Source organism: Dyella flagellata, from assembly GCF_030160275.1.
Taxonomy (GTDB): domain Bacteria; phylum Pseudomonadota; class Gammaproteobacteria; order Xanthomonadales; family Rhodanobacteraceae; genus Dyella_B; species Dyella_B flagellata.
On record NZ_BSOA01000050.1, the window covers coordinates 153,475 to 174,753 of the forward strand.

Below are 21,279 nucleotides of genomic sequence, written 5' to 3' on the forward strand. Positions count from 1 at the left end.
GCATGGAAAGCTGGGATGGTCATCCCGGCCTGCGTTCAGTCCCAACGATTGGCGTTCTTGGGAAATCCAGGGCGCTGCACACGAACAACACAGAAGCGTTGCCCCGAGGGTGCCTGCATCACGACCCAGCGCTCAAGACGGTCCACTACTTGCGCACCCAGCTTCTCCAGGCGAGCTACTTCGGCGGGGATATCGTCGGTCTCAATGTCTATATGGACCCGGCTCTCGTGGGTGACGCGTTGGATTTGAACGATAGGTTCGTCCTCAGGCGTGGCGAGCATGCGGTAATTGCCGCGAGTACCTGGGTGCTCATAGTCCACGGGTCGCCCCAAGGCGTCCGCCCAGAACAGGGCGGACTGGTCGATATCATCGGTATTGCAATCGATGAGCAGTGCGCAAAGTCGGGAGTAGTGCATGGCTTCCTCATTGGGGTTAGGCGTAGCGTAGGCTACGTGGCAAGGGTACCCAGCCAGCGGACGATAAAGTCTATGACGGCATCGGCGTTCTCCCGATGGGGAACATGACCACCGCCGTGTAAAACCTTGAGCGTGGTCCCACCCTTTGCTAGTCGTTCGATGTGCTCAGGATGGCGCAACGAGCTGTATTCGTCGTGCTCCCCGTAGATAGTCAGTACAGGGCACGGCACTTGTCGTAGTTCGGCGTCGAGATGCCAATCGGCAAAGTCGGGCGCGAGCCAGGTGTCGATCCAGGCTCGCAGCACCCAGGCTGCCTTGTCACCGTGGTACTTCTTCAAGCGTTCCAGCTGTCCTGGCTGCTGGAAGAGTTGTTGTGCCTGGACAATACCTTCGAGCGTGTGCTGTTCAACGAAAACTTGCGCGGACTCCAGGATCAGGCCCATGCAGTCGCCGGCGCAAGCGGCGACCGCAATAGCCATGCCGCCGCCTACACTGTGGCCGAAGGCGATAAATGGGCCTATCTGCAGTTGTTCACGTACGGCGCGGAAACCTACGCGCGCTTCGTCATGAACGAAGCACTTACCCAAGTTGTTCGGATTGGGATCGGACTGGCCAAAACCAAGGCGGTCATAAGCCACTACGTCTCTTCCTGTTGCGAGGGCGAGTTGCTCGGGAAACTCGCGCCATAGTGCAACGCAGCCTAGCGAATCGTGAAAGAGCACGATGGGTGCAGCTTCGCGCGACCGATTCGTCCCCGCAAGCCAGCGCTTGGCGTAGAGGCGGCCAAGCTCGGTGGTAATCCAATAATCTTGCGTCGGAAGGGAAGGCATGCAGTGTTTTCAGGGAAGAAACTAGGCAGCGCGTAGGCTGGGATGACAATCCCAGCTTTCCCCGCGGCATCCTGGTGCTGGGATTATCATCCCAGCCTACGCGCTCCGATCCTAGGCGGCGTAGTAAGCCAAAAACATGTCCACGGCCGACTCGGCCACTTTCTTTTGAGCCGTAGCGTCCAGCGGCGGCTGGGCCAGCGTGATCTGCGGCCAGAACGCAAAACCCTTGATCAGCCCTTCCAATTGATGCGAGGCAAAAACAGGATCGTTGGTCTTCAGCCGGCCAGCAGCGGCGGCAGCACGTATCCACACGGTCAGCCCCTCTTCGCGCTCGTTCATGCGCGCGACCATGTCCCGAGCGCGCTCGGGCGAATGGATGCCGGCGGCGATCGCAACGCGAGCAAGCGATACGAACGCCTCGTCATTGAGCAGACGAAACTTCAACGCGATCAAGTCAAGCAACTGATTGCGCAACGGGCGATCGGCGCGATAAGCGATTACGTCGTTGCCGGCGATCGCATCCCACAAGTGGTGCAGGATCTGCGCGAACAAGGCTTCCTTGCTGGGGAAATGGTTGTAGACGGTGCGCTTGGACACCCCGGCACGGGCCGCTATGCGGTCCATGCTGGTGGTTTCGTAACCGGCAGCGCGAAATTCGTCGATGGCGGCCTCGATGATCGCGCCGCGCTTGCGGTCGGTTAAGCGGGGCGTTGTGGATGAGGGCCTGTGCATAAACCCATTTTACACCGAGTAGTTTACTTTCCTCAAAGGATAAACTACACTGTGTAGTGTAGACATACACACGCGACCCCTCCGCAGGATTTCGCCATGTTTTCGCGCCACGCCACTCCGTCCCAAGCCAAACCAGACAAATACCAGTCCTCGCCGCAGCGTCGAGGAAAGCGCTTCCGGAACATGGCGCCGAAGCCAACCGAAGGGCTGGCAAAAATGTTGCGCATCACCTGGAACATGCTGTTCAAGAAGCCGGCCGGTACCCATCCGAGCGGATCGATACCGTTGCGTACCTTGACTCGCGCGCAGCTTGAGGCGGCGCCCGAACGCAGCCTCTACCGGCTCGGCCACTCCACCATGCTGATCAAGTTGCGCGGTGGCTATTGGTTGACCGATCCGGTGTTTTCCGAGCGCGCATCCCCGTTCACCTGGATGGGCCCCAAGCGTTTTCATCAGCCGCCGATAGCGTTGCACGAACTGCCCCTGCTGCGCGGGATCATCCTGTCGCACGATCATTACGATCATCTGGACCGCTGGAGTATCGAGCAGCTCGCCGCCACAACGGACGTCTTCCTTACCCCGCTTGGCGTTGGCGATCGCCTGATCGAATGGGGCGTGGACGCCGCCAAAGTGCATCAGCTCGATTGGTGGCAAGGCATTGAGATCGACGGCCTGCGCATGACTGCGGCGCCGGCACAGCATTTCTCGGGGCGTACGCCATTCGACGGCAACAGCACGTTGTGGGCCTCGTGGGCAATCTTCGACGACGATCTGCGTGTGTTCTTCAGCGGAGACACTGGCTATTTCGAAGGCTTCAAAACCATCGGCGAGAAACTTGGACCCTTCGACATCACGCTGATGGAAACCGGTGCCTACGATGCGCAATGGCCGTACGTACACATGCAGCCGGAACAAACCCTGCAGGCGCACAAGGATTTGCGCGGGCACTGGCTAATGCCGGTACACAACGGCACGTTCGACCTGGCGATGCACCGCTGGGAAGAACCCTTCGAACGCATCGCCATGCTCGCCTTGGAAAACAACATTCCGCTTGCGACTCCACGTATGGGAGAGCGCTTGGATCTGGCGTCACCGCATGCAGGAGAACGCTGGTGGCGTGAAACCGAACGGGCGTCGGCTACTCATTGGGAAAGCGCGATGTCCGTGAAGTAGAAAATGCCGTGGCTCATGCTGCGGCCGCTACCTGCCAGGCGGCAACGAGCGCATCTGCGGCCTGATCGATATCGGCTTGCGTTGTTCCGCGTCCTAGCGACAAGCGTATCGATCCGAGCGCCGCCGCTTGCGGCACACCCATGGCCAGGATGACGGCCGGCGCCGTGACGTCACCGGAATGACACGCTGATCCGGTGGATGCCGCCACCGAGTTGGCGGCGGCCAGCACCGCGCTGCCGGTACAACGCGGAAAACGCACATTCGAGGTATTCGGTAGCCGCAGTTCGCGATGGCCGTTGAGTGCCAGGCCCGGAATCGAAGCGGCAAGCCGTTGCTCCAGCCTGTCGCGCAACAAGCGCATGCGCGTCGCCGCTTCGGCAAGGTCACGGCCCACGGCGGTGCATGCCGCGCCCAAGGCAACGATCGACGCGACGTTTTCGGTGCCCGGCCTGAGGCCGCGCTCCTGGTTTGCGCCCCTCGTCCATGGCGTTAGCGGAGTGCCGCGGCGTACATAAAGTGCGCCAACGCCTTTGGGCGCGTAGAGCTTGTGTCCTGCGATCGACAGCAGGTCGACGTCGAGTTCACGTACACGGATCGGCACTTTGCCGACTGACTGGGCCGCGTCGGTATGGATGGGCGCGCCGGCTGCATGCGCGATGCGCGCAAATTCGTCGACCGGCTGCAAGACACCCGTTTCATTGTTCGAGTGCATGATCGTAACCAGCGCGACGTCACGATTGATTTCAAGGCGCGCCGCGTTCACATCCGCGCGACCGTCGGCATCGACACGAATTGGGACGACACGTCGGCCGTGTGCCTGTAGCGCGTCGCAAGCTTGTGCCGTCGCCGGGTGCTCGATCATCGTAGTCACGATGCAAGGCCGGTCCGCCCGCGCCCCGGCCACGCCGTGGATCGCCAGGTTGTTTGCCTCCGTGCCGCCGGAAGTGAAGACAATTTCGTCGGGATCGCAGCCGATGAGTTCGGCAACGCGCTCGCGTGCGCGGGCGACAGCTTTTTGTGGCTCCTGCCCGTAGACGTGTGCACTGGATGGATTGCCAAAATGCGTTGTCAGATAAGGCAGCATGGCCTCAACGACTTCCGGCAACAGCGGCGTTGTTGCGTTGTAGTCCAGATAGATCGGCTGCGAGGTCATGGTGTTTGCTCACGTTCTTGCATCGCAAGGGCAACGACGATTCCGGAAAGAAAGGTCAGCGCCGCAATGGCGAGGATGGCGGCGGCATAGCCAAAGCGATCCGCGATCAGGCCAGCTGATAGCGCTCCGATGGCATAGCCGAGGTCGCGCCAGAAGCGATACACGCTGAGAGAACGCGCACGCCAGCTGGGATGAGAAGCATCGGACACGGCAGCAATCAGGCTCGGATAGACCATCGCCGTGCCGACGCCAAGCAGCGCACTACCAAATAGCCACGCTGCAAAGTGCGTCGATGCAGCGGTGACGAACAGCCCTAACGCCTGCACCCACATGCCCGCGGCGATCAATCCCTTGCGCCCCCAGCGGTCGCTCAGCGGGCCGGTAACGACTTGCAGCATGCCCCAGATCACCGGGTAGACAGCCTTGAGCACGCCAATGCGTTGCACACCCAGGCCCAGTGAGGCAAAGAACAACGGAAAAATGCCCCAGCTCATGCCGTCATTGAGGTTGTTCACCAGGCCTGCCTGGGAGGCGGCGAGCAAACTGCGGTTGCGAAATGTCGTCAGTGCGAAGACCTGCCTGAAACTCAGTTGCGAGGCTGCTGTTGTCATGCTCGCCACTTCGGTACGGACATGCGTGCGCGTGTCCTGTACGACAAGCATGGACAGCATCGTGCCGGCGATGGCGTAACCCACGCCAAGGTAGATCGGCACAGGCCGCAATCCGTAGCGGCTGGCGAGATATCCGGTAAGAAAGGCCGTGACGCCAACCGCGAAATATCCAGCGAACTCGTTGAGACCCACGGCAAGGCCGCGCCCCTTCGGCCCCGCCAGATCCACTTTCATGATTACCGTCATCGACCATGCGAAGCCTTGGCTCAATCCCAGCAAGGCATTGGCGGCAACGATGTAGGCAAAGCTCGGCGCCCCGATGATGATGAAGGGGACAGGCAGCCCGATCAGCCAACCGATGACCAGCACACGCTTGCGGCCCCACGTGTCCGCCAGGTGGCCGGATACGAGATTCGCAAAAGCCTTGACCACACCGAAGCTGACGATGAACGAGGTCACCAGCGCCGTGGAGACGATATGAAACTCTTCGGAGCCGATCAGCGGAACCACGGTCCGTTCGATGCCGACCATGCCCCCGACAAATGCATTGATGAGCACGAGCAGCGAAAACTGCCGCCAGTTTTCGCGCAGACCAAGCCGAACCGCGGGCTCGGCCGAATCCGTAACGATGGGAACACCTGCCATGGTCAGCCTGCCCGCCCCGCATTCACAGTGATGGATCACTCCTGGCTCTTCAGCTTTCTTCGTCTCGCGTTCGCTTCAAGCGTCGTGCGATAGCGCGGCAAGGATAGCCTCTTGCGGGCATGGATGGCCGGGACTATAGTTAGCCACATGGCTAACAATGCAATGGCGTTGGATTCGATCTTCCAGGCGCTTGCCGACCCGACGCGCAGGGCCGTTCTGCAACGGCTCGGCAGGGGGCCCGCAACGGTGGGTGAGCTGGCGGAACCATTCCAAATGGCGCTGCCGTCCTTCATGAAACACGTGGGGATACTGGAAAGGACCGGGCTGATCCGTTCCAGGAAGAGTGGCCGTATCCGCACATGCACGCTCGAACACAAGAACTTGGCGGCCGCCGAGCGCTGGTTCGCGGACCAGCGCGCGATTTGGGCAAGCAGGTACCAGAACTTGGACAGCCTTTTGGAAACACTCACTGGAGAAGAGCATGACCGCTGACCTTCGCTTTGATTTCATCGCCGACAAGGAAAAGCACAGCATTACCGTGAAAAGAGAGTTCGCAGCGGGGCGTCAACTGGTGTGGGATTGCCATACCAAGCGCGAATTGCTCGATCGATGGTTTGCGCCCAAGCCGCTTACCACCAAGACCAAGCACATGGAGTTCAAGGAAGGGGGCTATTGGCACTACGCCATGATCACACCCGAGGGAGAGTCTTTCTGGAACCGTCTGGACTACCAGGCGATCAGGCCGATCGACGGCTACATCGCTCTGGATGGCTTCTGTGATGAATCCGGTGTCGTGAATCCCGATATGCCTCGGTCACGATGGAGCGTCGCTTTCAGTGATGCGCAGGAGCGCACGCTCGTAACGACGGTTGTGCAATACAACTCGGCGGAAGATGTGCAAAAGGTCATCGACATGGGCTTGAAGGATGGCATGGCCTCAACCCTCGAACGACTCGATGAGCTGTTGCTTACCATTGGCGCTACGGCAGAGCCGGTCTAAGAGCCAAGTATCGAGGTTGCGTGAGAGCGGTGGGGTTTGGGCTCTGAGATATCCACTTGATTTTTGGCAGCTATTTAGATGCGATAGCTCAAATTTAGCGTGTACCTCGCACCAGGACCCTTGCCGCTCTCTATCCCAACAATGCAGCCCTTGTCCCTCAAGTCAGCGAGGTGTCTGGTCGCCGTTGGCTTGGATACACGCGTTATGGCCCGATAGTTGCGGGCGCTGAAGGTGGGGTCTGCTTCGTCATCCAGATCCCGGAGGATACGAGCGAGAAATACCCGCTGTTCCTGCAACAGCGGGGTTGCTTCGTGGTCCCGCCAAAAGCGCGTGCGTGCGACTACAGCGGTGATGCGCCCCAAAGCCTGGTCGAGGCTGGTCCTAAGTGTTGCAAGAAACCACAAGAGCCATCGAGTGATGTCCATGTCAGCCTTCTGGCTGGTTTCGAGGACGTCGTAGTAGCCACGCCGGTCATGCAGGATGCTCAACGACATGGTGTAAAGCCGTATCGATTGATGCTCGGCCTGTGCCAGCGCAAGGTCCGTGATGGCGCGAGCGATGCGCCCATTGCCGTCCTCGAAGGGATGGATCGTGACGAACCACAATTGCGCGATCGCCGCCCGCAGCAGTGGGTCGGTCTCTCGAGACTTCCGTGATGTCTCAAACCACTGCAGGAAGGCGCCCAGCTCGGACTGAAGAACGTTCGATGGTGGGGCGACAAAGTGGACGCGTCGGCGGTTGATCGGCCCAGAGACAACCTGCATCGGGTCCGCGGACCGCAAATCTCCCACCACGATTGGCTTGTGGAGGTAGCCGGTTTGATCTCCAGGAAATAGCAACGCATGCCACCACTTCAACCGCGCCAGGTCCAAGGGCTTGGCGTAATCGGTGGTGGCGTCCAGGATGAGCTCGGCCAAGTCCTCGCTTTCAGTAGAGGGGCGAGCGCCAGTGGCGGCCAGGCCCAACCTTTTGGCGAGAGAGGAGCGCACAGCATCCTCATTGAGGATTTCGCCCTCAATCCGGGACGAGTTCACGATGTTTTGCAACAGCGTGTTGAGTTCGCGCTGGACGAGCTCATCTTCCCCCACCGTGCCTGCCATCCCCAGGAGTTTCCCTTGCGCGAGGTAACACTCGGCAAGCAAGGGCGTGAGCGCGGTCTGGTCCCAGTGAAACCGGGGCCAGTCGGGCTGTTGCCAGATCCATTCGACGCTCATGAAGAGGCTCCTGGGCGAGAGGTGAGCCCATTTCCTTACCAAATAGGCTCATCTAATGAGCCCATTATAGCAAGAAATAGGCTCACTCACTGAGCCTATTCGGCTAAGGAATGGGCTCATCCCGACGGCCATTCAAGCTGTGATGGGCTGCCTGCTTAGCGCTGGTGGCACTATAAGCGCATGAATTTTTTGAAATTATTCAAATAGGACAGATGGTTGAGGAGGCAAAGGCATCCACCTGGCACCTACTTCAAGGCCGTCCCGCCGCCGCCGCGGGTGCCCGCACGGTCAGTATCAACCCCGTCCGCTCGGCTGCAACGGCCGCCGCTTGTGCCATGCCGCGCCATTCGGTGGCCACTATAAATAGCGTTTTGCCGTCCGCGCCGCCGAGCATGCACGCGAAGCAACCGCGATCCACGGCAACGGTTTGCAGCACTTCGCCGCCTTCGCGCACACGCACGCAACGTTTGTTGGGCACATCCGCGTACCACACGGCGTTGTCGGTATCGATGCAGATGCCATCCGGCACGCCATCTACCAGGTCCGCCCATATGCGGCGATGCGAGAGACCGCCATCGACGTCGATATCGAACGCGGTCAGCCGTTTGCCGTGGGATTCGGCAATGATCAGTGTTTTGTTGTCCGGCGTAATCGCCATGCCGTTGGGAAAGGCGATGTTGTCGGCTACTTGTCGTGCGGAACCATCCGCATTCACCACGGCGATGATGCCGGGTCCGCCGTTGACGTAAGCACGGCCGTTTCGATCGACCACGATTTCGTTCCAGCCCATGTCGGAAACGCTGCGCAAATCGGAGTGCGTTACCACAGTGCCGTCGTTTTCCTTGCGCAAGATCAAGCTCGCTCGCCCTGCCACGAGGAGTAACCGGCCATCGGGCAGCCAATCGATGGAGAAGGGCAGGTCCAGATGGGTGTCCATCATCACCTCGCTAGTTCCCGCCAGGTCCACCGCAACGATCTGTTGTGCGCCCCAGTCGGCAAACCACAAGCGCCCCTGATGCCAGCGCGGGGACTCGCCCATGGCGATGCCGTTCATCAGCACCAGCGCTTCAGATGAGATAGGTTGTTTGGAAGTCATACGGCCTTTTCTCCGCAGTGGGGTTCAGGGGCTGCCTTATGGATGACGATCAGAACCCGCGGATTTAGACATCGGATGGTGTTCGGAGCGCAGTCTTCTTGAGTGGGAAAGACGTTGACGGGCGGTACCTCGTCGGTGAAACTAGTTAAGCATTGTCAATTCAATGCGTACCCGTTGCGCGCCACCTGGTTGGCGCGCAGTCGAGGCCGAGGGGTGCTGCGACGGATGAAATCCGCCACGCTCGGTTCCGATCCATCAGACAAGGGCGCCCTCCATTGCTGGAGGTTTTGTCATGTCCGTTCCTGTTACTCATCGTCTCGCGATCGCTACATCCTCGATCATTCCAGGCATTCATCCCGATGATGTTCACCTGGCGGCCTCGCTGCGACGTCTTGGCATCGAGGTAACTGCCTGCGTATGGAATGACCCTGCCGTGGTTTGGTCGCAGTACGACGCGGTGCTGATGCGTTCGACTTGGGATTACTTCAAGTACTACGCCGACTTCATCCGTTGGCTGGACGAGCTGCCCATTCCGACGATCAACAATAAAGCACTGCTGCGCTGGAATAGCGACAAGCGCTATCTGCTCGAACTGTCGGAACAAGGCGTCGAGATCATCCCGACGCAAATCGCGGCGGCAAGGGACTTACGAAAGACGCTGGCAGCGATGCCCGGGCAGGAGGTCGTAATCAAGCCAACGATCAGCGGAACAGCCTGGCATACGGCGCGCGGCGTGGTTGGTGATGCGGAGCTTGACCAGGCGATCGCGCAATTGCCGCTGGAATTTGAATACCTGGTGCAGCCCTACGTGCCCGAAGTGGTTAGCGAGGGCGAATGGTCCCTGCTGTTTTTCGAGGGTGAATACAGCCACGCCGTGATCAAGCGCCCAGCGGCGGGCGACTATCGAGTGCAGGGCGAATTCGGTGGCACCGCCGAAGCCGTCGATGCGGATGCGACTCTTATCGCCTGTGCGAAGCGGGCGCTCTCTGCCGCCGCCACCATCGGCCATGCCGACATTGCCTACGCTCGGGTGGATGGCGTGATTTCCGGGGGCAACTTCCTGCTGATGGAATTGGAGATGATCGAGCCCCTGCTGCATCTAGGGGCCCAGCCGGTGGCGTCGGAACGTTTCGCTGGCAACCTACGAGCGCGTTTGACCACCTAAAGCCCGCTTCTAAAGACTGGTCGCCGTTGGCCGATGTATGGCTTAGGGTCTGTTCGGCCGCGCTCCAGCGCGCGCCGGCGCCTTATCCGTATGCGACAGATCCTTAGATTGAAGGCACCATGGCGAGCACCTTGGCGGTTACCGACAGAGAAACCTTGAAGCCCCTGGAGGCGGTCCTGCGCCGCCTAAGCGAGTCCTCGGGCTTCCCGACACTTTCCACTACCATCAGCGACGTCAATCGCGTCGTTTCCTCCGATTCCCATAGCGCTCAACAGATCACCCAGGTCATCCTGCGGGACGTCTCGCTCACCACAAAGTTGCTGCAACTGGTCAACTCCGCGGTTTACGGCCAATTCCACGGCCGCATCCGCACTATTTCCAGGGCTGTGCTGATACTCGGTTGCGAAGCGATACGCAACGCCACGATGACCCTGATGATGCTTGAGTTTTCCAAGGGCCGTCCGCAGGAAAGGTCGGTGCAGGATGAACTCGTCGGCGCCTTCTTCGCCGGCGTGTTATCCAAAGCCCTTTGTGCACGACTCGGTATGCCCAATGCCGAGGAAGCGGTCATTTGCACCATGTGCCAGAACCTCGGCAAGCTCCTGGTGACGTTTTTCCTGTACGAAGAGAGCCGGAAGGTACAAGCCCTGGTGGAGCAGGGAATAGCTGAAGAGCAAGCAGCGGAGCAGGTGCTTGGGATCTCCTACCGCAACCTCGGCGTCGGTGTCGCACGGCACTGGAATTTCCCGGACCGGTTGGTGGAAGGCATGCAGCGCATCACCGCGCGTGACATGACGCCGCCAACCAGCGATTCCGACAATCTTAGATTGGCGGCCAACCTGGCCAATGATTTGTACTTCACCGCGCTACGCAGCTCTCAAGAGGACAAGACGGCAGCGTTGGAGGCGTTGAGTAAGCGCTATAGCGCCGCGATCAAGCTGGACACCAAAGATCTCATCGCGGCCGTGGATCAGGCTCTGAAAGAAGTCGCGGATTGCTCGACCACGGTCAACCTGCCCATAGCAGGTAGCTCAGCATTGCATGCGGTGCGCGTCTGGACCGGTGGTGCGGTAGACGAGGAGGAGCCCGAAGCAGGCCTCGCCCTTGCCGCCGATCCACTGATGCGTGATGTTGCAGCGTTGGATGCGCTGGAGAATGCCAATGAAGCAAGCACCGGAGCGCAACACATCATTTCCGCCGGTATCCGCGACGTAACCGAGGCATTGACGTCGGACTTCGCTCTCAATGATGTCTTGCGGATGGTGCTTGAGACGATGCACCGCGGGTTTGGATTCAGCCGTACGATGATCTACATCCGCGACACGCGGCTCAACACGATGCGCGCGCGTTTTGGCTTCGGTGCCGAAATCGACCGCCTCATCCCACGTTGTGACTTCCCGCTGGCGTTCGCGCCGGATGTGTTCCACGTCGCGCTGGAGAAGGGCGTGGACATCGTGATCGAGGATGCCCACGCCGACCACATCACCCGCCGGATTCCCGATTGGTTTCGCCAGGGCATCAACGCGAAGAGCTTCCTGCTGTTGCCGGTTCCCATCCGGGGTACGGCGATTGGGATGCTGTATGCCGATTCAGAGCGGGGAGCGATCAAGCTAAGTGCGGAGCAACTCGGTTCGCTGCGTACCTTGCGCAGTCAGGTAGTGCTGGCATTCAAGCACGGCGCCGCTTCCGGTCGGCTCTGATCGGCAGGCTGGGGCCGAAGCGCCCCTTTTTTGGGTCCAACAACAAGATCTGGCGGTGCACCAAGTTAAGCTTCATTAATAAACTTATGGGTATAGTTATTCCATGTCGAGAGACATCAGTCCCACCGCTTGGCCGGGCCTCCCCTCCCCGTCGAGCAGAGCAAAGATGGATGACCCCCAAGCCCGCAGGTTCCCCCCTGCGGGCTTTTTATTGCCGGTACTCCTGAATGGAACTCAGCATTCCGACCCTTTGGCCGGTACCCGTTTGATCAAGCGGGCCCAAGCAGAGCAGGCTGCTACTCCTGATTGGGCCGAACGAGAGTCACAACGAGGCGGCTGACAAAACTGTCGAGCGACATGGACATCGTCAGGATCAACTCTCTCATGGATTTCTTCTCAAGGTAGTCCGGCCCATCGCCGGCCTTTGCTATTAGGTCGAACGGCAGGAGCCGAATTCGACAAGCCCATACATAGGCTGGGATGGCAATCCCAGCATCGGGATGCCAAGTGGAAAGCCGGGATTGTCACCCCTGCCTACGTGCAGACTGCTCAATTCCCAGCGCTCACCTTGGTGTCCCCACTTCTGGTTTTTCCATCACCTTTGCCTTCCGGCGCCGCTCCAAGGTTATTGGCCAGGAACGTGAGCATGCGGGTGTAGAAATCCTGCTCGTTCGCTGGATCGGCGAGGCCGTGCCCCTCCCACTCATAGCTTACGAATTCCGGTGGGCGACCGGCCTTCTTCAATGCCGATTGCATGGCGTTGGCATACTGGATCGGCACACGAGCATCCAGCTCCCCATGCGCCAGCAGAACGGGAATCGTGATGGAGGACGCGTGTGAGACTGGCGAGTCGGCGAGTAGGGCAGCCTTGTCCGTACCGAGCACCACATTCAAGTAGTACATGCCGTAATCACTGCGATGGATATCACCCCAACGATAGAGTTTGCTCAGGTCATACGGGCCGGCCAGCCCGATTGCGCAACGATAAAGCCCGGGTTCGCGCGCAGCGCCCATCAACGCAGCGTATCCGCCATAGCTCGCACCATAAATGCAGATCCGTTTCGGATCCGCCACGCCTTGCGCGATAGCCCATCGGGTTGCATCCGTGACGTCGTCCTGCATGGCTAGCCCCCACTGGCGATAGCCAAGCCGCATGAAACGCTGGCCGAAATTCGCCGAGCCGCGAAAATTCACGTGCAGCACGCTGTAGCCGTGTGCCGCCAGCAGTTGGGTTTCCTCATCGAAAGTCCAGTCGTCCGCGACGAAGAATGGACCGCCGTGGACAATTACCACCATTGGCGCCGGACCGCTCACGCCCTGCGCATGCGTAAGGAATCCATGCAGGACCAATCCATCCCTGGCCTTGAACTCGAACGGCTCCATCGTGGCCATGCGAGCAGCGTCCAGCCAGGGCCGGGCATTAAATAACAGCGTCGCCTTGTGCGTCGCCCGGTCCAGCAGGTACCACGAGCCGTCATCCCGATCGCTGTAGGTATGGACGACGACGGTCGAACCATCGGCGTTACTGCTCTGCACACTGACTACACTGCCAGGAAAAGCCTTCACCAGTGCCCTGTGCCACTTGGCGTCCTCGCTGTTCGGAGCCCAATAGCGTGCTTGCGGAACGCCAGGGCCGAACCAGGCGCCGATGGGCTCCTTGCCATCCATGGAATAAATGGTGACGAGCGGATCGGACACCGGGTCGCTCAGCAGCTCGGTTCGATTGCCGCTGGCAAAATCATAGCTCTCGATGACATCGGGACCGTCGGTGCGCTCGCGTTCCAGGAAGGCGGTCTTGTTGTCACGGGAAATGCCGATCGGAACCTCTTCGACGTGCGTGGCATCGCTGTCGTTGAGCGAGGACCACTGCCCGTCGTTGCCATGCACATAAAGCTGGCTGCGCGCCGTATTACTCCAGGCCCAGGCAAAGCGGACCTGCCCGGTATGGTCGACCATCATCGAGGCGTCGCCCAAAGGGGCCACGCCCAGCTCTTCCCCTTTGGCCGACCAGTGGTCGATGTCCTGCCGCCACAAGCTGTAGCGGCACTCATGATCCGCGGAGAAGTCCTTGCACTCCCTGACCAGGATATGGTGCTCATCTCCGCGCACGGTACCGAAGAAGTTCGACGCCAGGATCTTCGGATGCTTGGCGTGAATATCCACCAGATAAATCAGGGCGTCGAAGATGGGCTGGTGATACGTACCCGAGGCGCGGTTGGCCGCGATCACCAGGTGGTCGGACCCCAGCCACGACAGCGCCTCAATCTCCCCACGACTTCCCGAGCCGATCTGTGCAACCACATGCATGTCCGAGCGCTGCAGTATCGTGACTGTCGTGTTGTCGTCCTCCCGATGGGCAATGGCCAGTAGCGCCCCATCGGGCGATATCGCCGCACGTTCGTATTCGGCGCGCTGCAGGAAATCCGTGGTCTTCGGAGCGTCGTCCGCCATGCAGGCAAGCGCCACCGAGAGCAGCAACCAGGCCACCCAAAATCGCTTCATCGTACATTCCCCTGATCTGCTGCCGGTCGATCGATAGCGTGTAGGCTGGGATGCTAATCCCAGCATCGGGATGCCAAGTGGAAAGCTGGGATTATCATCCCAGCCTACGCGCTAGCGCGGATTGAACATGATGATGGGACCAAGCACCAACAGAAGCACGCCAAAATACTTCGGTACCCGCATGAATGATTCAATGGTGCGAACCGATGCCGACATGCCCTGGGTATTGGCGTTGTACATGACCGAAGCAAGCAGGTTGATGCTGATCCCCAGTTTGCGCTTGAGGTAATAGACGTAGGTATACATCAGGGCGATTCCGATCAGCGAGGTGATCAGGCCCGAAAAAAAGCTATCAAGTGTCATGCTCTTATCCTTGAGTAGTTGGAAGGATACAGAACAGAATGAAGAGGACGATCGCACGTAGCGGTGCGACCTTCCGGTACTGCTCCGACTTCTCTTCCATGCCCCGTTGTCCTGGCAGGTGCAAGCCTGCCGCCCCTGTAACCAAACCATCTTCGCGTGCTTTATCGCCCTGTGCAACTGCCCTAAGGATGTTGCTTAAGGCCATCGCCAAGAAAAGGGTAGCCGCAACCGGGCTTCTGCTCGTCATTCCGCCCTTCGCCGGAATGACGGAGAGGTACTAGCCACCTCTTCGAACAACGTAACGCTGACTTTTGCGGGGATGCCCCCACCTCCGACGTTCCCTTTTCATGCCTGCGCGGCCGTGCTGCGGCGCACCTGATGTTCACGCAGGAATACGCTACCCTGATCCGGTCGCATCGGCAGCCGCCAGTCCGGCTCGCGCTGGCATGCGTTGAACCCGGGCGGCTTGCGCGATACCGGTCGGGCCTTGGTTGGTAGTCTCCCGGGGGTCTCATGACCGGCATCACCCACCTCATGCGGCGCATCTACGAGAAGTGGAAGCGAGATACGCTCAGTCAGAGCGATTTCCGCCCCAGTGTCAGCATCCTCAAGCTTTCCCTGATGGCAGTGTTTATCGGCATAGCCGCCGCGCTCGTGGCGTTCGCGCTGTATCACATGATCGGCTTCGTCACCAACCTGGCGTTTCTGCACCGCTTCTCATTCGACTTCGTGCCGCCTTCGCTCGGCCATTCGGCGTGGGCGATTGTGATCGCGCCGATGGTGGGTGGCTTGATCATCGGCTTGATGGCGCGCTTCGGCTCCGATCGCATTCGCGGCCACGGCATCCCCGAGGCGCTGGAAGCGATCCTGTTTCGCAAGAGCAAAATGATGCTGAAAGTGGCGATTCTTAAGCCGCTGTCGGCGGCGATCGCCATTGGCACGGGCGGGCCGTTCGGCGCCGAAGGGCCGATCATCATGACCGGTGGCGCGGTGGGCTCGCTGTTCGGCCAGATGTTCTACCTCACCTCGATCGAACGTCGCACCCTGCTGGTGGCTGGAGCCTGTGCCGGCATGGCTGCCACCTTCAGCACGCCGATTGCGGCCACGCTACTTGGCGTGGAGCTGCTGCTGTTCGAGTGGCGCCCGCGCAGCATCATTCCGGTGGCGATTGCATGCTTCGTGGCGGATGCGCTGCGACCATTCCTGCTCGGCCCCGGCCCGCTGTTTCCGTTGTCGGTGGAATTTCATCCTCAGTTGATGGATCTGGCTCTGGCCGCCGTATGCGGATTTCTTGCCGGCCTGCTGGCAACGGCGCTCACCGCAGCCATCTACAAAGTCGAGGATGGCTTCAACAAACTGCCGATTCATTGGATGTGGTGGCCCGCCATCGGTGCGATTGCGGTCAGTATTGGCGGCTGGTTCGAGCCGCAGGCGATGGGCGTGGGCTACAACGTGATCGACCAGTTGCTGACGGGGAAGTTGGTAAGCAGCGCGATCCTGGTGTTCATGTTCGCCAAGTCGCTGATGTGGGTGATCTATCTCGGTTCCGGCACCTCCGGAGGTGTGCTGGCACCCTTGCTCGCGCTGGGCGCGGGCCTGGGCGCGCTCGAATCGATGGTATTTCCGGGAAACGAGCCGCTGCTGTGGCCGTTGCTCGGCATGGGCGCGATGCTGGCCGGCGTGATGCGCTTGCCATTTACCTCAATCCTGTTCGCACTGGAACTTACGCGCAACGCAAGTGCGTTGCCGGCCCTTCTGGTCGCCTGCACCTCGGCTTATGGCGTGAGCGTGTTCCTGATGAAACGCTCGATCCTCACCGAGAAGGTAGCGCGCCGAGGCTTCGATATTTTTCGCGAGTACTCGGTGGATCGGCTCGAACACATGGCGGTTAGGGACGTGATGAGCACCGAGGTCGTGACTGTTTCCGGCGACATGAGCGTGCGCGACGCTACGCAGAAGTATTTCGGCGCCGACCAGAAATACCGTGCGTATCCGGTCGTCGACGGAGAAGGCCGGTTGCTCAACATCATCAATCGGGATGAACTGGCTCGTCTGTGGGAGGCCGATCCGGATGGCGCGCATCGACTGGCCGATCTGCTCGGCAAGGACCCGGTGGTGTCCTTCCCCGACGAGAGCTGCAAAAGCGTGGCGATCCGCACTGCGGTGGAAAAACTCGACCGCATTCCGGTCGTCAGCGCCGACCGGCAATTGCTGCTGGGCATGGTGACTCGTTACGACTTATTGAAGCCCTATACGCACCATCACGAGGAAGAGCGGATACGGGAGCGGTTTTTCGGTAGCGGCAAGTAGTCGGCCGATGCAGAGGGCGATCGTTTTCTACGAGCGGTTACTTGAGGGCTCTAAGATGAGCTGCCATTGGCATGTCAATCAGAATCATGTAGGCCACGCACCGTTCTCTCCATGCCGCCCTCTCAGGACGACATCCCTGCGAGCGCGATCACGGAGGCGAACACACCAAGTGGCACAAGGTGCGCAAATTCGCGGTGGCGCAGAACAGTCAAAACCGCAGCCGCAATGATCACCGCTCCGAGCACCAGGCCAATCAGGCGACTGACCGGAAGCGCAATCAGAACAGCGCTCATCATCTCCAGTCCGCCAGTAACACGACCCCACCAGCGCGGGTAACCCCATCGGGCGAAACCGCTTTGCGTCGCGGGCGTGTTGATCGCGTTAAAGACGCCAGCACCGAAGAAACCGACAACAAGAAACCAGATCGAAAGCGTATGGATCATTTCAGAGTGCACTCATTATCATGGGATAGGCCAAGGCCAGCAGCTCCTGAGAAGGACGCTTCGCGCCATCAAGCAGGAACGTAAGTCAACCTGATCACGTCCTTGCCGATTAAATCGTTGGCCACCAGGCGCAGTCGTGACCGAGGCCCCGCGAAGAACGGCTTACCGTGACCAAGCACGATGGGGTGGATGTAGAGTCGATACTCATCAATGAGACCCAGGTCAGTCAGGCTTTGTGCCAGCCCGGATCCGGCGACATCGATCTCTCCGGTGAGGTCGGCTTTCAATTTTCGTATCACCGCTTCAATATCGTCGGCGACAAGGGTAGCGTTCGGGCCGACTGACTTCAGCGAGCGTGACACCACCCACTTCGGTTGGCTCCGCCATACCGCCGCGTAGTCGCGGCTATCCTCGTCCCAATCCGGATGGTCATCGTCCCAATAACGCATGACCTCGTACATGCCGCGACCGTACACCATGCCCGTCAGGCTGCGCGCCAGCTCGATGAAGTGATGAAAGAGCGACGGATCAGGTGGTCCTAATGCCCGGTGGTCGATGTAGCCATCCAGGGACTGGTTCAATGCGAATACAAACTTAGCCATGGAGCATCTCCATGCCGGGGTGTTCAGGAGGATAGCTTGAGTTGCCGCTGTGAAGAAGTCAGGCTGGACCTCATCTGAGGGAGTATGGTGAACCCACCTTCCTATCCTGCGGGTCATCAAATGAGCGATAGCACCAAACCCCTGACGGCGGCCGCCATTCATTCGATTTACTCCGGCCAGAAAGTCACGCTGAACTCAGCAGAGCCGCATGCGTTCGGGAAGACGAACCGTTTCGCACGTGATCCATCGCACTCCGGGCAGGCACCCAAGGACCCTAAAGGGGCCAGCAAGCTGCCCAGGCGCGGTTGGTGATGCCCTGCGCGGTGATGTCACGAAACCGGATATCAGTCATAGCCGCGGCATCGGGCGCTGTCGCCCTAACGGTGGGTGATTTGCCATTTGGCTAGGCGACCTATATTGTGCGCCTGCTGAGTTCCAAGGGCCGCCGTGGATTGCCGCCCGATGCTAGATCCTGATTTCGCTACGTCGTTGTACGCGCTTCTTCCTTGCGACCAGCCTATCCGCCGTTCTGCGGCTTCATTGTTACAAGGGAAATACTATGTCTCAACAAGAAACGGGCACTGTGAAGTGGTTCAACGACGCCAAGGGCTTTGGCTTTATTAGCCGTGACCAGGGTGGTGATGACCTGTTCGTGCATTTCCGTGAGATCCAGTCCCAGGGCTTCAAGAGCCTGGCCGAGGGTCAGAAAGTCTCTTTCAACGTAACGCAGGGCCAGAAGGGTCTGCAGGCTTCGCAAGTCCGAGTGATCTGAGGCGGCGTGCCTACTTGAAGGACAAAAAGCCCGGCCTTATGCCGGGTTTTTTTTTCAGCGCCATCAGGGGCATCCAAGAAACGGTCCCTAGCCAGCCAGACGCCCATGTCAGTTTGCGGTCCGAGGCGGGTAACCAGGCCTTTACCGATCACCATCGGTCGAGTGATCAGGCTTCGTCGGTCCCGTGACGCCATCTGGCCGGCGTGCGTCATAACGCAAGCCAGCCTTCACATGCCAATCACGACATGCCCTCCACAGTCCGGCAGTTGTGGTTAGACAGGGGGCCACAGGGGAAATGCCAACGAGCGAGTAGCCGTGAATGCCAAGTTCTCGGTGTGCCGTTGTCTGCGCGCGTTGGTTTCCCTTATCCGGATACCGTGCGATGGCCGTCTTGCCGGGCGCGATGTTCTCCTTTCCTTCTCGGGTCGACCCATCTTTGAAAAAAGATGGCCCTTCGTATGCACTGCATTTGCGCGAGGCCCGATTAATCGCCGGCATCGCCCATGCAGCGGGCCATCCATGCACGCAAGCCATCGCTCGGCGCGATATGTGACAGCCGAGGTTTCAAATTCGTTTCGATCAACGCGTTATTGACTTTCATCTCAATCACAGATGGAGAGACATATGACCACGTTATCCCTCAGTGCATCCGTCACCGACACCCCGCCGCTAACGACCGCCCAGCTTTATGCCCCGGCGTCCACACCCGGTAACGTGGGCCTGTGTCTCTCGGGTGGCGGCACGCGTGCCTGCAATGCCGCCATGGGACAGCTTCGCGCACTGGCCAACATACAGGCCAACGGCACAAGCCTTCTCTCGCAAATCAGAGTCCTTTCGACCGTATCGGGAGGATCCTGGCTTGGCGTGCCCTACCAATACATGCCATCGGCGGGGCCGACGGACCCTGATTATCTTGGCACCTACAACAGCAACCAGGGTGCGTTGACCGTAGCTGATCTGGCCAGCTTGCCGAACGGTAATGCCGGCAATCCCATGACCACCATCATGTTTTCACTGGAAGGCATTGCCGGAACCGCGATCTTGCTCTACGAGCTATTCCAGACCCTTCAACCGAATAATCCGCTGCCGGCAAACATGCTGTGGCAGACGGTGATGGGCTTGAACATTCTCGATTCCTACAATCTGTTCGACATGAATGTCCAAGCTGGCGGCCTGCCGCAGGACATGTTCTCGGCAACGAAGGCCTCGCTGCAAGGCATCGTCAACGCAAACGGAAGTCTGTCGTCGCAGACGGCTTATTTGTTCGCCGATCAGGTCGGTATATCGCGCACGCAGCGGCCGCTGCACATTTGCAACATGGGCATGTTTGTCAGCGTTCCCGGTGTTTCCCTTCAGCTGCTGGTGCCGGTGCAAGCCAATGGATTGATCGCCGGCGTAGTCGGGAAGCCGGCCAATGCCACCGATGCCAACGGACTCCCGGTGGGCGGCGGTGGTGTTCAATCGTTCGCCTATAACTCTTCTTTCGCGTCGCAATCCGGCGACGTTGCAACCGTTACGCAAACGCGTCAGTGGTCACTCGTCGATATCATGGGTACCAGCAGCGCGGCGTTTGCCGAAAAGGTGAAGAACCTAATCGCGGAGTGGAAATCGGACAAGGCGAAGTTCCTCGAATGGCTCGCCAAAGAGGGGCAAGCCATTCTCAAATGGATCGAGGACCATTTGCCTTTTGAACTGCACGCCCACGCGAAAGCGATCGTCGCGCGAGGTGCGCTTAGCGTTGAATCGGTGGCCGATTTCAACTTTCCCAATCCCGACGACCTGGTGCCTCAGTACCCGTCGTGGCCCGTGGCCGACGGTGCCGCCAATCCTAATCCGAATACCTACGCCGACGGCGGCAGCCTTGAGAATACTGGCCTAGCCAGTTTGCTTGCGTACGGCGACATCGGTAGCGCCATTGTTTGCGTCAACTCGGAAACCGCGATGGTGCAAGGGAGTGCCGGCATCTCCAACGGGCAGGGTGGCTGGGTCAGCGGAACCATGGTGGTTGTCGACGACGCAGTGCCGCCCCTGTTCGGCTATCAACCTTACGACGCTACCCTCGGCTACGTGCCGTACTCGTCGGGCAACGTCAGCCCGGACAACCAGCTTTTTGGTAACAATCAAGTGTTCGCCAGCAGCGAATTCGCCGGGTTCCTGATCGGACTGTGGGAAGCGGCAGGTAGCGCGGCACCCGCAACGCAGCCGGCGATTCTTTCGCAGAGCCTGACCGTGCAGGGCAATGCGTGGTTCGGCGTAACGGCCGGCAGCGCCCCGATAACGATTGTATGGGTGTATCTCAATTACGCGAGCGATTGGGGTGCGTTGTTCGACAACAACCAGCCGGTCCAGCAAATCATCGACGCGGAACTATCCGCCCACCAGTTCCCGCACTACGACACGTTCTCCACTCAGTTATCGGCGACGCAGATCAATCTGCTCGCGCACCTGGCGTCGTGGTCGCTGGTGACGGCCGAACAAAATGGCGGCGTGTTTTCCAGCTTGTTCAAGTCGTAGCAGGCACTTTCGACCAGGTTGCACTGAATCGAGCAACC

At 59.6% G+C, this 21,279-nt stretch carries 19 protein-coding genes; 8 read left to right on the forward strand and 11 right to left on the reverse strand.

What is annotated here, in order from left to right:
* Positions 1-35 precede the first annotated feature (35 nt).
* From QQJ96_RS21955 to QQJ96_RS21965, 3 genes are all read right to left on the reverse strand, one after another.
* A complete protein-coding gene (locus tag QQJ96_RS21955; RefSeq protein ID WP_284334175.1) occupies positions 36-416 on the reverse strand; it encodes a VOC family protein in 381 nt (126 codons plus the stop codon).
* A 32-nt stretch (positions 417-448) separates the two neighbouring features.
* On the reverse strand, positions 449-1,246 hold the full coding sequence (locus QQJ96_RS21960) for an alpha/beta fold hydrolase (RefSeq protein ID WP_284334176.1): 798 nt from the start codon (positions 1,244-1,246) through the stop codon (positions 449-451).
* A 111-nt stretch (positions 1,247-1,357) separates the two neighbouring features.
* Entirely contained in the window at positions 1,358-1,978 is a 621-nt protein-coding gene (locus QQJ96_RS21965) for a TetR/AcrR family transcriptional regulator (protein WP_284334177.1), read from the reverse strand.
* A gap of 96 nt (positions 1,979-2,074) precedes the next feature.
* On the opposite strand from QQJ96_RS21965, the gene QQJ96_RS21970 reads away from it, so the two are divergent.
* Entirely contained in the window at positions 2,075-3,151 is a 1,077-nt protein-coding gene (locus QQJ96_RS21970) for an MBL fold metallo-hydrolase (protein ID WP_284334178.1), read from the forward strand.
* Between the two features lie 13 nt (positions 3,152-3,164).
* Here the strand turns inward: QQJ96_RS21970 and QQJ96_RS21975 are convergent, their stop codons facing one another.
* Together QQJ96_RS21975 and QQJ96_RS21980 are read right to left on the reverse strand one after the other, a co-directional pair.
* Positions 3,165-4,304 carry a cysteine desulfurase family protein gene (locus QQJ96_RS21975; RefSeq protein ID WP_284334179.1) on the reverse strand — a complete coding sequence of 380 codons (1,140 nt, stop codon included), beginning with the start codon at positions 4,302-4,304 and terminating at the stop codon, positions 3,165-3,167.
* Positions 4,301-5,560, reverse strand: a complete 1,260-nt coding sequence (locus QQJ96_RS21980; protein WP_284334180.1) for an MFS transporter — start codon at positions 5,558-5,560, stop codon at positions 4,301-4,303. The genes QQJ96_RS21975 and QQJ96_RS21980 overlap by 4 nt, the downstream gene beginning before the upstream one ends.
* A 147-nt stretch (positions 5,561-5,707) precedes the next feature.
* Between QQJ96_RS21980 and QQJ96_RS21985 the strand changes: the two genes are divergently transcribed.
* Both QQJ96_RS21985 and QQJ96_RS21990 read left to right on the forward strand, forming a co-directional pair.
* On the forward strand, positions 5,708-6,052 hold the full coding sequence (locus QQJ96_RS21985; protein WP_284334181.1) for an ArsR/SmtB family transcription factor: 345 nt from the start codon (positions 5,708-5,710) through the stop codon (positions 6,050-6,052).
* Entirely contained in the window at positions 6,042-6,560 is a 519-nt protein-coding gene (locus tag QQJ96_RS21990) for an SRPBCC family protein (RefSeq protein WP_284334182.1), read from the forward strand. The genes QQJ96_RS21985 and QQJ96_RS21990 overlap by 11 nt, the downstream gene beginning before the upstream one ends.
* 74 nt (positions 6,561-6,634) lie before the next feature.
* On the opposite strand, the gene QQJ96_RS21995 is transcribed toward QQJ96_RS21990, so the two are convergent.
* Together QQJ96_RS21995 and QQJ96_RS22000 are read right to left on the reverse strand one after the other, a co-directional pair.
* Positions 6,635-7,774: a Fic family protein gene (locus QQJ96_RS21995; RefSeq protein ID WP_284334183.1), complete on the reverse strand. Its 1,140-nt coding sequence runs from the start codon at positions 7,772-7,774 to the stop codon at positions 6,635-6,637.
* A 250-nt stretch (positions 7,775-8,024) separates the two neighbouring features.
* Positions 8,025-8,870, reverse strand: a complete 846-nt coding sequence (locus tag QQJ96_RS22000) for an SMP-30/gluconolactonase/LRE family protein (RefSeq protein WP_284334184.1) — start codon at positions 8,868-8,870, stop codon at positions 8,025-8,027.
* Positions 8,871-9,162: 292 nt separating this feature from the next.
* Between QQJ96_RS22000 and QQJ96_RS22005 the strand changes: the two genes are divergently transcribed.
* Together QQJ96_RS22005 and QQJ96_RS22010 are read left to right on the forward strand one after the other, a co-directional pair.
* Entirely contained in the window at positions 9,163-10,035 is an 873-nt protein-coding gene (locus tag QQJ96_RS22005) for an ATP-grasp domain-containing protein (protein ID WP_284334185.1), read from the forward strand.
* A 131-nt stretch (positions 10,036-10,166) separates the two neighbouring features.
* Positions 10,167-11,735: an HDOD domain-containing protein gene (locus QQJ96_RS22010; RefSeq protein WP_284334186.1), complete on the forward strand. Its 1,569-nt coding sequence runs from the start codon at positions 10,167-10,169 to the stop codon at positions 11,733-11,735.
* Between the two features lie 549 nt (positions 11,736-12,284).
* Here QQJ96_RS22010 and QQJ96_RS22015 read toward each other — a convergent pair.
* Both QQJ96_RS22015 and QQJ96_RS22020 read right to left on the reverse strand, forming a co-directional pair.
* A complete protein-coding gene (locus QQJ96_RS22015) occupies positions 12,285-14,237 on the reverse strand; it encodes an alpha/beta hydrolase family protein (RefSeq protein WP_284334187.1) in 1,953 nt (650 codons plus the stop codon).
* 111 nt (positions 14,238-14,348) lie between these two features.
* Positions 14,349-14,600: a hypothetical protein gene (locus QQJ96_RS22020; RefSeq protein WP_284334188.1), complete on the reverse strand. Its 252-nt coding sequence runs from the start codon at positions 14,598-14,600 to the stop codon at positions 14,349-14,351.
* A 513-nt stretch (positions 14,601-15,113) separates the two neighbouring features.
* On the opposite strand from QQJ96_RS22020, the gene QQJ96_RS22025 reads away from it, so the two are divergent.
* Positions 15,114-16,910: a chloride channel protein gene (locus QQJ96_RS22025; protein WP_284334189.1), complete on the forward strand. Its 1,797-nt coding sequence runs from the start codon at positions 15,114-15,116 to the stop codon at positions 16,908-16,910.
* A gap of 122 nt (positions 16,911-17,032) precedes the next feature.
* Here the strand turns inward: QQJ96_RS22025 and QQJ96_RS22030 are convergent, their stop codons facing one another.
* Both QQJ96_RS22030 and QQJ96_RS22035 read right to left on the reverse strand, forming a co-directional pair.
* Positions 17,033-17,353, reverse strand: coding sequence for a DoxX family protein (locus QQJ96_RS22030; RefSeq protein WP_284334190.1), 321 nt, complete (start codon positions 17,351-17,353; stop codon positions 17,033-17,035).
* Positions 17,354-17,421: 68 nt separating this feature from the next.
* Positions 17,422-17,955 carry a dihydrofolate reductase family protein gene (locus QQJ96_RS22035; protein WP_284334191.1) on the reverse strand — a complete coding sequence of 178 codons (534 nt, stop codon included), beginning with the start codon at positions 17,953-17,955 and terminating at the stop codon, positions 17,422-17,424.
* Positions 17,956-18,514: 559 nt separating this feature from the next.
* On the opposite strand from QQJ96_RS22035, the gene QQJ96_RS22040 reads away from it, so the two are divergent.
* Positions 18,515-18,727 (forward strand): cold-shock protein, encoded by a 213-nt coding sequence (locus tag QQJ96_RS22040; RefSeq protein ID WP_284334192.1) that lies wholly within the window; start codon positions 18,515-18,517, stop codon positions 18,725-18,727.
* Between the two features lie 624 nt (positions 18,728-19,351).
* On the forward strand, positions 19,352-21,241 hold the full coding sequence (locus tag QQJ96_RS22045) for a hypothetical protein (protein ID WP_284334193.1): 1,890 nt from the start codon (positions 19,352-19,354) through the stop codon (positions 21,239-21,241).
* Positions 21,242-21,279: the final 38 nt, after the last annotated feature.

Coding starts and splice junctions, on each gene's coding strand:
- QQJ96_RS21955 (WP_284334175.1), bottom strand. CDS start 416: ATGCACTACTCCCGACTTTGCGCACTGCTCATCGATTGCAATACCGAT.
- QQJ96_RS21960 (WP_284334176.1), bottom strand. CDS start 1,246: ATGCCTTCCCTTCCGACGCAAGATTATTGGATTACCACCGAGCTTGGC.
- QQJ96_RS21965 (WP_284334177.1), bottom strand. CDS start 1,978: ATGCACAGGCCCTCATCCACAACGCCCCGCTTAACCGACCGCAAGCGC.
- QQJ96_RS21970 (WP_284334178.1), top strand. CDS start 2,075: ATGTTTTCGCGCCACGCCACTCCGTCCCAAGCCAAACCAGACAAATAC.
- QQJ96_RS21975 (WP_284334179.1), bottom strand. CDS start 4,304: ATGACCTCGCAGCCGATCTATCTGGACTACAACGCAACAACGCCGCTG.
- QQJ96_RS21980 (WP_284334180.1), bottom strand. CDS start 5,560: ATGGCAGGTGTTCCCATCGTTACGGATTCGGCCGAGCCCGCGGTTCGG.
- QQJ96_RS21985 (WP_284334181.1), top strand. CDS start 5,708: ATGGCTAACAATGCAATGGCGTTGGATTCGATCTTCCAGGCGCTTGCC.
- QQJ96_RS21990 (WP_284334182.1), top strand. CDS start 6,042: ATGACCGCTGACCTTCGCTTTGATTTCATCGCCGACAAGGAAAAGCAC.
- QQJ96_RS21995 (WP_284334183.1), bottom strand. CDS start 7,774: ATGAGCGTCGAATGGATCTGGCAACAGCCCGACTGGCCCCGGTTTCAC.
- QQJ96_RS22000 (WP_284334184.1), bottom strand. CDS start 8,870: ATGACTTCCAAACAACCTATCTCATCTGAAGCGCTGGTGCTGATGAAC.
- QQJ96_RS22005 (WP_284334185.1), top strand. CDS start 9,163: ATGTCCGTTCCTGTTACTCATCGTCTCGCGATCGCTACATCCTCGATC.
- QQJ96_RS22015 (WP_284334187.1), bottom strand. CDS start 14,237: ATGAAGCGATTTTGGGTGGCCTGGTTGCTGCTCTCGGTGGCGCTTGCC.
- QQJ96_RS22020 (WP_284334188.1), bottom strand. CDS start 14,600: ATGACACTTGATAGCTTTTTTTCGGGCCTGATCACCTCGCTGATCGGA.
- QQJ96_RS22025 (WP_284334189.1), top strand. CDS start 15,114: ATGACCGGCATCACCCACCTCATGCGGCGCATCTACGAGAAGTGGAAG.
- QQJ96_RS22030 (WP_284334190.1), bottom strand. CDS start 17,353: ATGATCCATACGCTTTCGATCTGGTTTCTTGTTGTCGGTTTCTTCGGT.
- QQJ96_RS22035 (WP_284334191.1), bottom strand. CDS start 17,955: ATGGCTAAGTTTGTATTCGCATTGAACCAGTCCCTGGATGGCTACATC.
- QQJ96_RS22040 (WP_284334192.1), top strand. CDS start 18,515: ATGTCTCAACAAGAAACGGGCACTGTGAAGTGGTTCAACGACGCCAAG.
- QQJ96_RS22045 (WP_284334193.1), top strand. CDS start 19,352: ATGACCACGTTATCCCTCAGTGCATCCGTCACCGACACCCCGCCGCTA.